The sequence below is a fragment of the Veillonella criceti genome, assembly GCF_900460315.1.
In the GTDB taxonomy this organism is placed as follows: domain Bacteria; phylum Bacillota; class Negativicutes; order Veillonellales; family Veillonellaceae; genus Veillonella_A; species Veillonella_A criceti.
On record NZ_UHIO01000001.1, the window covers coordinates 891,145 to 900,900 of the forward strand.

A 9,756-nucleotide genomic window follows, 5' to 3' on the forward strand; every position below is an offset into this window, starting at 1 on the left:
TTTAGGCAACTATGGAATAATCTGGTGGGATTCAAATAATTTGCGTAACTCTTCCGTATTTCGTTGTGTCGCACCACGATTCTCATGGACAATATCTAAACAATTCTGTCCCATCGTATCCCGTAATTCTTTATCACGACATAACAATAACATCGTATCAACTAATTCTTTAGTATCTTTTACCATTAAACACGCATGGCGTGAACTTAACAAGGAATAAATCTCTTTAAAGTTAAACATATGAGGACCTACCAAAATAGGCTTGCCATGGGCCGCAGGCTCTAATATATTATGTCCCCCAGTCTTAACTAATGAACCACCTACAAAAATGATATCACCAAGACTATATAGACGGCCCAATTCGCCGATTGTGTCCAATACGACAACGGGCGTTTTCTCATGAACAGGCCCTGTCATAGTACTACGACAAATAGCGCGCAGACCATTTTTCTCAGCCAAATTCTTAACATCATTGCCGCGCATTATTTCACGAGGTGCGATCAATAAACGAGCCTCTGGATACGCTTTTAAAATTTCAGTAAAAGCTGTCAACACCGCTTCCTCTTCCCCACGATGCGTACTGCCCGCTACAATAATTGGATGATTACGACCAAAGCCAAACTCATCTTGCAACTGACGCTTTTCATCTTCAGTCACTTGTGCATAGGTTTGATCATATTTCGTATTCCCCGTAATGGTAATCCGCTCTTTAGAAGCACCTAACACTTGAATATACTCTGCATCTAACTTAGATTGCATACAGAAATACTGAATGGAGGCCAACATTTCTTTCGTAAAGGAGCGAATCATCATATAACGTTTCATACTCCGATCACTAATGCGCCCATTTACCATCATTACTGGAATTTTTTCTTTCTCAGCAATGCGCAAAAAGTTTGGCCAAATTTCAGTTTCTACCAAAAGTATAGTAATTGGCTTTATCATATCTAAAATACGCTGTGTTAAAAAAGGCAAATCTAAAGGAAAGAAAATAATCCCTTCCGCTTCGGGAATAATACGATGAGCCATAGCATGACCAGTGGCCGTAACCACTGAAACGACCACAACTGCTTCTGGAAATTTCTTCTTAATATCTTTCACAATAGGACTAGTCGCAACAATTTCACCAACAGAAGCGGCATGTACCCAAATAGCACGGCGTCCTTCAATTTTACGCATCAAAGAATCAGGCATGAACCCCGCACTTTGGCGTATACGTTCATAGAAACCTTCTTCAAAGGCCAAGCGATACAGGATGACGGGAATTAGCCCAATCCAATATATAATTAGTAATATGTTGTATACCCAATACATCCTTAATGTCCTTTACTTGCAAATTGAACTGAATATAAATGTTTATAGAGACCATCTTGCGCTAATAACTCTTCATGGGTCCCTAGCTCTTCAATCTGACCTTGTCGTAACACAACAATTTGATCAGCATTTTTAATCGTACTCAAGCGATGCGCAATCACAAAGGCCGTACGACCTCTCATAAGACGTTCTAACGCTTCTTGTACTAATTTTTCACTTTCTGTATCTAATGCCGAAGTAGCTTCATCTAAAATAAGAATTTTTGGATCTTTTAAGATAGCTCTCGCAATAGCAATACGCTGACGTTGCCCACCAGACAAAGAACTCCCTCGTTCACCAACAAAAGTATCAAATCCATCTGGTAGCTTTTCAATAAACTCTAACGCATTAGCTGCTTTAGCCGCTTCATAGACTTCTTCCTCCGTGCCATCTAAACGACCATATAAAATATTATCACGAATGGTTGCATTAAATAGCATGGTTTCCTGTGGAACCAAACCAACTTGTTCCCGCAAAGAAGCAAATGTCACATCACGTACATCAATTCCATCAATGCGAATCGCCCCAGACGTTACATCATAAAATCTTGGCAACAGATTGGCAATCGTTGTTTTACCCGCACCGGACGGTCCTACAATAGCTACAATTCGGCCCGCTGGCACGTCTAAATTCATATCTTGCAAGGCCATCTTTTCTCCATCATAAGAGAAGGATACATGATCAAATTCTACATGACCCGATACGTCTGGCAATACGTTAGCATTCGCTTTTTCTTTAACATTTGGCTCCGTATCTAAAATCTCAAATACACGATCACCTGCTGCCATCGCTTTTTGAATATTGCCATACACCTGACTTAGCCGTTTAACAGGATTGGATAGATTAATAGCATAAATTAAAAACGCAATTAAAGAACCTGCTGAAATAGCGCCGGTAACCACAGAATAACCGCCGTACCAAAGGATTACTGTCACAGCAATAGCCGCTGAAAATTCAACAAGAGGGCTTAACAAACTCGATAATTTAGTCGCACGCATAGCGGCCAAGAAATTTCGCTGATTTTCTTTTTCAAACCGTGCCACTTCATGCGTTTCACGGGCAAAAGAACGAACTACTCGAATCCCCGAAATCACTTCTTGTAATAAAGACGTAATATCAGCAATACGTCCCTGTACATCATGTCCAGCCGAACGTAAGCGCTTTCCAAAAATATTAATTAACCCTAACACAACAGGCACAATAATCAGTGTTACTAATGTTAATTTCCAGTCAATCAATATCATGGATACTAAGGACCCAATGAGGGTAACCCCTTCTGTAATGAAAGAAACTAGATTATCTACAATCGCGGTTTGTAGGGCTCCCACATCATTCGTTAAATTACTCATGACAACGCCTGTTTTACGACGATCAAAATAAGCTTGATCCAAGCGTTGTAAATGTTTAAATAAAGCCTCACGAATATCGATAATGACTCGCTGACCAATATACGACATCGTATATGTCTGACCGTAGGTAGCAAACCCACGAATCAAAAATACCACCAAAATAGAAACGACGACTAAATTTAGCATAGCCAAATCTTTCGCCTGCAACACTTCGTCAACTACATTTTTAATCAACCAAGGTACCACTAAATAGGCAGCGGCTGCTATAATCATACAAACTAGGCCAAAAATTAACCGGCCAATATACGGTCTCACATAGACCAATAATCGTTTATAACTTCCCATTCATATCCTCCGCAACCTGGTTAGCTCGTGCTACCGTAGCAATTAATTCAGCCACTCGCTCTACTGCACCAGTTCCGCCCAAGGCTTCTCGAACGGACCTCAAATCAGCTACCATGGCCTCTCGTCTTTTTGAATCCTCTAATAAAGAGGTTAATTCTTTAGCAATATTAGCCGGTGTTACAGCACCCTGCAATAACTCAGGAATCACTTCACGACCTGCTACTATATTAGGTAAGCCTACATGTGTTAAATTCACTAGTACCCGTCCCAATGCATAGGTAATTGGTGATAAGCGATATAACAAAATAGTGGGTAATTCCATTAAGGCAGTTTCTAATGTGGCGGTACCTGAAGCGGCTAAACAAACATCACAACATTGCATTAAATCGTACGTGTAATCGTCTGTAATCGTAACAGGCACTTTATATTTCTTCGTAATAACTTCTAATTCTTCTTTATCAATTGTATGCGCTCGTGGCAAATAAAATACTAAATTAGGATGCTTAGCCATAACTAACTCAGCCCCAGCCAACATTCGTTCTAACAAACTGATAACTTCTTGCTTACGACTACCAGGCATAAGTAACACTCGTTTTGTATGAGGGGGCATTTTAAAATAAGCCAAACCTTCCTCTAAAGACATCGTCGGTTTCACAATATCAAGTAAAGGATGCCCTACGAATTCAACATCTACCCCAAATTCTCTATACGCCTTAGCTTCAAATGGAAAAATTGAAGCTACCTTAGTAACCGTGCTGGCAATATCTTTACCACGACTACGATGCCAAGCCCAAATAGTAGGCGCAATATAATAAATAACCGGAATGCCTAAATCATGTGCTACCTTGGCTAATTTCATATTAAAACCAGGATAATCCACACACACCAAGACATCAGGCTTCTCGCGCAACATAACCTCTTTTAAAAAAGTACGTAATTTGAAAAAAGAAGGTAAATGTTTTATTACTTCAACAATTCCGATATAGCCTAATTGTTTTATATCATACATAATCTGGACTCCCGCTTCAGCCATGCGCGAACCGCCCATACCAAACATGGAAACCTCAGGATATGCGTTTTTTAACGCCTTCGCTACGCTAGCTGCATGAGTGTCACCTGATGCCTCACCAGCCGAAAACATGACTTTCATCCGAACCTCCAGACTATTCTTCGTCAGGCCCTTCTACGGCACAAATAATCAAACCCTTTTCATTCGCAAGTTTCAACACTTCTTCTTGCTCTACGAAAATAGTGCGTTCTGCTTCCATAGCCAAGACTTTACAATTTCCTTCTAACATAGAGTGAATGGTTTGTAAGCCCACAGCAGGCACATCAAAACGTACATCTTGTCTAGGCTTCGCTGTTTTAACAACAACTGCTTCACCACGACCTAAGGTACCACCGCGTTTAATACAAGCGTCTGTTCCTTCAATGGCTTCAATAGCCATCACAGCCAGGTCTTTCACAACTACGGTTTGCCCTATATCAAGGCCGCCCATCTGTTTAGCTACTTCAAAGCCAAATAGAATATCAGCCATTTGCTCTTTAGAAGGTTTTGCCTTTGTCAATACGCCGGCTTTAGGCATTAACGGTTTCATGTAAATAGTTTGATCCACTACCTGAATTCCTTCTTTAGCCAATTCCTCTACTAGTGTAAGCATAATCGTATCATCTTTACGATTCCGCAATTTTGTCAGTAAACGAATCGTTCGTAAATCAGGCATAACCAAGCCTTTAAACAAAATTTCTTTCGTCACTTTACCAAGCATAGTAACTTCTGTAATACCTTCTTTATGAAGCGTTTTAAATATTTTATCGATTTTAGCTACATTAATCTCATAAAAAGCATGCGCTTCCGTTGCCAAGGCAGGCTCCGTATTTGGAATTACTGCAATGACCACGACTTCATAGCCTTCTGATTGAGCTGCTCGTAAAAATTCCAACGGCAATTTACCTACGCCAGCTAATAATCCGACTTTTGCCATCATTTCCTCCTAGTGTTTTTGGTTCTATTTATAGACACACTACACTATATTATACAACGTACTATGTTTATAGGTCTACTTTTATATAAAAATGAGCAATAATGCGTATTGGCCATCTTTTGTATCTTGAATTTAAGTCTACAAAAAAGACTGTTTTCTGTATATTTTTTGACGTATTTTTGCCGTCAAAGCAAAACAGAGGTAGCACGAATGCCACCTCTGTAGGCTTTTATATTATACATTACCACTGTGTCACTGTATAGAGTACAGTCGCTCCTTTAATCTTACCATCACCTTTAAAGTGCGCCATGCCCTCAAATTTACCCGCCTGATAGCCAACAGTAGCGTACGATTTATCGTCAATCACAGTAAGACCTGCTTTGATTTTGTGAGTTTTATTTAGATTGATTTTATAAACATCAACCTTTTGTTGTTGCTCGTTAGGTGTAATAACCGTCCTGTCACTTTTAGCGGTAACCACAGCAGGCAAGGACTCACTTTTATTATTAATCGCTTGCTGTGTTTGTTTGGTCGCAGTCACAATGTCAGGAGCCTGTACATAATATGTAACTATAGGCTCTTTGACTTGCTGTATCTCACGTTGGATTTGCACTGCCGTCGCAGGTGTAACATCGATGGTTTTAGACAAGGCCTTGGTATCTTGCAATGCAGTAGTAGGTACTACTTGAGGTTGTTGCTTATCAACTTGTAGTTTATATCCAACTGCTAACACAATCAAACCAACTACCACCGCTACACCTATTATATATAATAACCTTTTATTGTTAGCCATTATCTCACCTCATTTTAATTATATGAAAATAAAAGACGCCCCTAAGAGCGCCTTTTATAGATTTAAATTATTTTATTAATACCAAACATATCACTTGACGATGAATATAGTAATTTTAATATATTCTCACCATATCGTTCGTGATCTCTTTTAGTTCTTCTAATATCAATTAACTCATCCAATAATACATCAACAGCAATTAGTTTTCTTTTAAGCTCATTTATCTTTGCTATTATTTTTTCGCTTCGAATAGAAATTAATTCGTCCGTATCTAATGCCAATGCTTCTTGTTTATCAGCAACTATTAAATCTCTATACGGTTTAAAATAATCTCCAAAACTTTTCTGTAATTCTTTAGTCCATAAATCTAATTTTTTGACTAAAATTATTGCGGAATAAGACGGTATCAATGTCATGGATGATGTTACACAATTTTTTAAATTATTAAGTTCTTTATACTTTCTTAAATCTTTTCCCGTCAATATCCAATATTCAAGGTTAAATTTTTTCAAGAACCAATTAACATTACCTTGGGGAACACCTGTTATTTGCCAAAAATCCCTGGTAGTCATTACTTTCTCTTTGCCCCATTTTGTATGACGTAAGGTAATATTAGAAGGTGTATTATTTAATTCTTCTTCCATTTCATGAAAACGATTAATGTATGTGGCGGTAAATATAGCTCCCTTTTTGCCAGTCATCTTATGAGCTAAAAATTCACAGCCCTTCTTGGTGATTTGGTAGCATTTAAGACTTCGCCCAATCTTATCTTTGTAGGTGCTTTCTTGCCAAAAGTCATTGAGGGGAATTTTACCCTCAATAAGATAATCACCATAACGCCTAATATCTTTTAATAAATCATTGTGAGATTTATTAATCATACTAGCAACTTCACGACTGTCTAAAGTTAAAATTTCTGTTAAGTTCATAGTATTCACTCCTTGTTCAAAAGGGTTTCCAACTATGATATAATATTTCATAGAAGGAAACTTCTGCATAAAACACTTACTTTTATCTTTGCGGGATGGGGTAAGTGTTTTTTTTATTTATCGGAAGATAGTACTAAATCAATTCCTCTTCGTATAACCTCTGTACGAGATATAGAGTGTTTATTAGCAAATTCAACTAATTTATCATTAGTGTCTTTATCCACTCTGACTTTAATGTCTATACTTTTAGGATTATCTGACTTAGGTCTCCCTATTTTCGGACTCATTATATCACCTCACTTTATGCGTTCCGATAAATCAATTATATTTTACGGAACACAAAAAGTCAAGAGGATTTATTCATGCAATCCAATAATCGGTAATACCTCGTGCAATTGCTCGTACAATCTTATCTAATTGTTGCTCTAGCAATGCTAAATCATCCATATTGTCTATAAATGCCATCTCAACGAGTACAGCCACCGCATCAGTGTTATTTAATACATATAAATCACCAGTTTTGCAACCACGATCTATTGTAGGCACACTACGTATAATTTGCGATTGGATAAAGCCTGCCAATCGCTGGCCGTTAAATGACTTGTAATAAGTCTCAGTGCCTCTTGCCTCAGTGTTAAACGCATTGCAGTGTAAACTTACAAATAAGTCAGCGCCCCACTCATTACTCTCAGAACAGACTAATGCTAAGCTGTCATCCTGTAGTGACCTAACTTCAAGACCTGCAGTCTGTAAATAGCCAGCTAACAGTTTACCTGCTTTAGCAACAATGTCACATTCACGGACTCCTGTTACCGGGTTGATAGCTCCACTATCATATACTCGGTCGTGGCCGGGGTTTATAAATACTTTCATAGTTTACCTCCTATTAGGGTATAAAAAAAGCACTCTAAAGAGTGCTCTATTCTAAAATATATTTTATTATATTCTTTGCATCTTTCAAACTTCGAAAGCCTAATAAATGGGCCCTTTCTTCTGAGTCTCTACACAAACTAAATATTCCAGACTTTATATTTTTCCACCTATAATTAGGATTAATCGTATTAACCATATGAATTACTATACATAATACTATAGATAATCTATCAGTTGGATATGTTTGTTTTCCGTCTCTCGATGTTCTTAGATATAAATATGACATCCATTTTTTGCGATATTTTGGCTTAGTTTTCAATTTTACATCAATTAAATTTCCGTTATGAGCACATATGTTTCTAATGAAACTCAAACATTTCATCCACGATAAAAATTCTTCCGATGTTGTATTATATTTAGCAACTATATCTGATAATAAGCTAGAATTCAATAAATCTAATATTATAACTAGTTCCCCGAAAGTTAATAAATCAATTCCCAACCAAATAGTTGGAAACCCATCTTTATTTAAATTTTCTTTTCTAGAAAATTCTGGAGAATTTTGTCTTTTCATTGATTTAAGCAAACTAACTTTAAACTTATATTGCTTTTCTTCTACTTCGAATGATGAATACTTTTCTCTATGAACCCATTGATAAAATAATAAATAGCCAAAAGGTCCATATTTTAATCCAAGTTTATGTGACAACTCAGTTTTTACTGAAACTTCTATCTTTTCTATTGCATGTAATAAATGAAGTCTTAAATTCTTATCCTGATAATATCGCATAAGAACTTCACTAAACTTTATTCCCTCATATGATACAAAAACTTTATTCTGTATCTTTTGCGTTTTAGCAAAAGGATGCGCAAATTCTTTTAGTTTATAGTAATTTATATGTTTCAGCTTTTCAATATCTTTATCTAAAACTTCCATGCCTCGCTGTTTAAACAAGTCTGCCAACGCTTCAAATGTCAACGGTTTCGGATATTCCATCATTTTCTCCTATAAAAAAACCCCTACGCTCAGAATAAATCTGCTCACTAGGAGAGGTAGGGGGATTGTCTTTATACATATACTATCATACTACAAATTAAAAGTAAAGTTTATTTAAATATAGGCGCACTTTATTTAAATATAGTTTTACCTCCTTATCTAATAATTAAGCCACTCTAGAAATTAGAGTGGCTTTTTGTCATTATCTTCTAATTTATCGGGTATTCCATTGTGATTTTTATCAATCCAAAGAGCCAAAAATCCTACAATAGCGGTAAGTACCGTCGGGATAAAAAAGTGGTCAACTATTTTAATACCGACATCAATAACTCGCCCTGTGTCATCACTAACAGTACCTTTATAAAACGCCATAACATAAGCCATAATGACTACTAAAATAGGCACTAGCAATAATCCTACTAGTGCCCTTGTTGCTAACACCCCTGTCGGCTTAATATTAGCAATCCGTATGTTGTTGTATACCCTTTTTACTTTATCAATAAGTACCTGTTTATCCATATTAGGTCCCCCTATTGATTTTTAAAAAATACATCTTCAATACGTGTAACACGATGCTCTACGCTATCAATGCGGTGATGCGCTGATTTAGCACTACTATTAATTGACTCCATAGCAATGCGGATTGATTTTACTTCATCGCTCACTTTTGTGACTTCGCTATCAATCTTTTCTAGTTTTTCACCTGTATTTTCAGCTTGAGAGTTTAGCGGATTTACAATAAAATGTCTAATCCCAACCCCTACAATGCCTAACACCGTGACAAGCAATCCAAACATCGATGCATAATAATCGGGTCGTGTAAATACACTAGGTGGTCCAATTGTAATTGTTTCCATAGGCAACTCCTATTCTTCGGTTTCAGTTGTTTCGCTTTCTTCTTTGTGTTCTGTGCCAATCGGTGCTACGACTGGTATAACCTGTGTTTTAGATAGTGGACTAACCTCGATAGTCACCTCTTGCCCGTAATCAATACTATTGGCTTCATTGTCATCATTCGTTGAAATGGTAAACATATCTCCTGTTTCACTGTTAATAAATGTAAATACTGTTAAAGCCTGCCCATTTTGTGGGTATGTAATTTTACCGTTAGTTACAAATGTTCGTTTCATTT

Annotated in this window: 11 protein-coding genes; all 11 read right to left on the reverse strand. The window is 37.1% G+C overall.

Annotated elements, in window-relative coordinates; all coding sequences use genetic code 11:
• Nucleotides 1-9: 9 nt before the first annotated feature.
• The 11 genes from DYE54_RS03975 to DYE54_RS10215 all read right to left on the reverse strand — a co-directional run bounded on the left by DYE54_RS03975 (nucleotide 10) and on the right by DYE54_RS10215 (nucleotide 9,754).
• Nucleotides 10-1,314: a 3-deoxy-D-manno-octulosonic acid transferase gene (locus DYE54_RS03975; RefSeq protein WP_115310022.1), complete on the reverse strand. Its 1,305-nt coding sequence runs from the start codon at nucleotides 1,312-1,314 to the stop codon at nucleotides 10-12.
• A 2-nt stretch (nucleotides 1,315-1,316) separates the two neighbouring features.
• A complete protein-coding gene (msbA, locus tag DYE54_RS03980) occupies nucleotides 1,317-3,047 on the reverse strand; it encodes a lipid A export permease/ATP-binding protein MsbA (RefSeq protein ID WP_115310023.1) in 1,731 nt (576 codons plus the stop codon).
• Nucleotides 3,034-4,197, reverse strand: a complete 1,164-nt coding sequence (gene lpxB, locus DYE54_RS03985; protein ID WP_115310024.1) for a lipid-A-disaccharide synthase — start codon at nucleotides 4,195-4,197, stop codon at nucleotides 3,034-3,036. Before lpxB ends, msbA begins: the two co-directional genes overlap by 14 nt.
• Before the next feature lie 13 nt (nucleotides 4,198-4,210).
• Entirely contained in the window at nucleotides 4,211-5,032 is an 822-nt protein-coding gene (locus DYE54_RS03990) for an LpxI family protein (protein WP_115310025.1), read from the reverse strand.
• Nucleotides 5,033-5,273: 241 nt separating this feature from the next.
• The gene (locus tag DYE54_RS03995; RefSeq protein WP_245935686.1) at nucleotides 5,274-5,783 is read right to left on the reverse strand and encodes a hypothetical protein; all 510 of its coding nucleotides are present in this window, start codon (nucleotides 5,781-5,783) and stop codon (nucleotides 5,274-5,276) included.
• Between the two features lie 104 nt (nucleotides 5,784-5,887).
• Nucleotides 5,888-6,754 (reverse strand): Rha family transcriptional regulator, encoded by an 867-nt coding sequence (locus DYE54_RS04000; protein ID WP_115310027.1) that lies wholly within the window; start codon nucleotides 6,752-6,754, stop codon nucleotides 5,888-5,890.
• A gap of 360 nt (nucleotides 6,755-7,114) precedes the next feature.
• On the reverse strand, nucleotides 7,115-7,627 hold the full coding sequence (locus DYE54_RS04010; RefSeq protein ID WP_115310029.1) for an N-acetylmuramoyl-L-alanine amidase family protein: 513 nt from the start codon (nucleotides 7,625-7,627) through the stop codon (nucleotides 7,115-7,117).
• Nucleotides 7,628-7,673: 46 nt separating this feature from the next.
• The gene (locus DYE54_RS04015) at nucleotides 7,674-8,624 is read right to left on the reverse strand and encodes an Abi family protein (RefSeq protein ID WP_218564753.1); all 951 of its coding nucleotides are present in this window, start codon (nucleotides 8,622-8,624) and stop codon (nucleotides 7,674-7,676) included.
• Nucleotides 8,625-8,807: 183 nt separating this feature from the next.
• Nucleotides 8,808-9,143 (reverse strand): hypothetical protein, encoded by a 336-nt coding sequence (locus tag DYE54_RS04020; protein WP_115310031.1) that lies wholly within the window; start codon nucleotides 9,141-9,143, stop codon nucleotides 8,808-8,810.
• An 11-nt stretch (nucleotides 9,144-9,154) separates the two neighbouring features.
• Nucleotides 9,155-9,481 carry a hypothetical protein gene (locus tag DYE54_RS04025; protein WP_115310032.1) on the reverse strand — a complete coding sequence of 109 codons (327 nt, stop codon included), beginning with the start codon at nucleotides 9,479-9,481 and terminating at the stop codon, nucleotides 9,155-9,157.
• Nucleotides 9,482-9,490: 9 nt separating this feature from the next.
• Nucleotides 9,491-9,754: a hypothetical protein gene (locus DYE54_RS10215; RefSeq protein WP_174900337.1), complete on the reverse strand. Its 264-nt coding sequence runs from the start codon at nucleotides 9,752-9,754 to the stop codon at nucleotides 9,491-9,493.
• Nucleotides 9,755-9,756: the final 2 nt, after the last annotated feature.

What these genes read in the sequence shown, in the direction of transcription:
- DYE54_RS03975 (WP_115310022.1), bottom strand. Translation starts at nt 1,314, where the DNA reads ATGTATTGGGTATACAACATATTACTAATTATATATTGGATTGGGCTA.
- msbA (WP_115310023.1), bottom strand. Translation starts at nt 3,047, where the DNA reads ATGGGAAGTTATAAACGATTATTGGTCTATGTGAGACCGTATATTGGC.
- lpxB (WP_115310024.1), bottom strand. Translation starts at nt 4,197, where the DNA reads ATGAAAGTCATGTTTTCGGCTGGTGAGGCATCAGGTGACACTCATGCA.
- DYE54_RS03990 (WP_115310025.1), bottom strand. Translation starts at nt 5,032, where the DNA reads ATGGCAAAAGTCGGATTATTAGCTGGCGTAGGTAAATTGCCGTTGGAA.
- DYE54_RS04000 (WP_115310027.1), bottom strand. Translation starts at nt 6,754, where the DNA reads ATGAACTTAACAGAAATTTTAACTTTAGACAGTCGTGAAGTTGCTAGT.
- DYE54_RS04010 (WP_115310029.1), bottom strand. Translation starts at nt 7,627, where the DNA reads ATGAAAGTATTTATAAACCCCGGCCACGACCGAGTATATGATAGTGGA.
- DYE54_RS04015 (WP_218564753.1), bottom strand. Translation starts at nt 8,624, where the DNA reads ATGGAATATCCGAAACCGTTGACATTTGAAGCGTTGGCAGACTTGTTT.
- DYE54_RS04020 (WP_115310031.1), bottom strand. Translation starts at nt 9,143, where the DNA reads ATGGATAAACAGGTACTTATTGATAAAGTAAAAAGGGTATACAACAAC.
- DYE54_RS04025 (WP_115310032.1), bottom strand. Translation starts at nt 9,481, where the DNA reads ATGGAAACAATTACAATTGGACCACCTAGTGTATTTACACGACCCGAT.
- DYE54_RS10215 (WP_174900337.1), bottom strand. Translation starts at nt 9,754, where the DNA reads ATGAAACGAACATTTGTAACTAACGGTAAAATTACATACCCACAAAAT.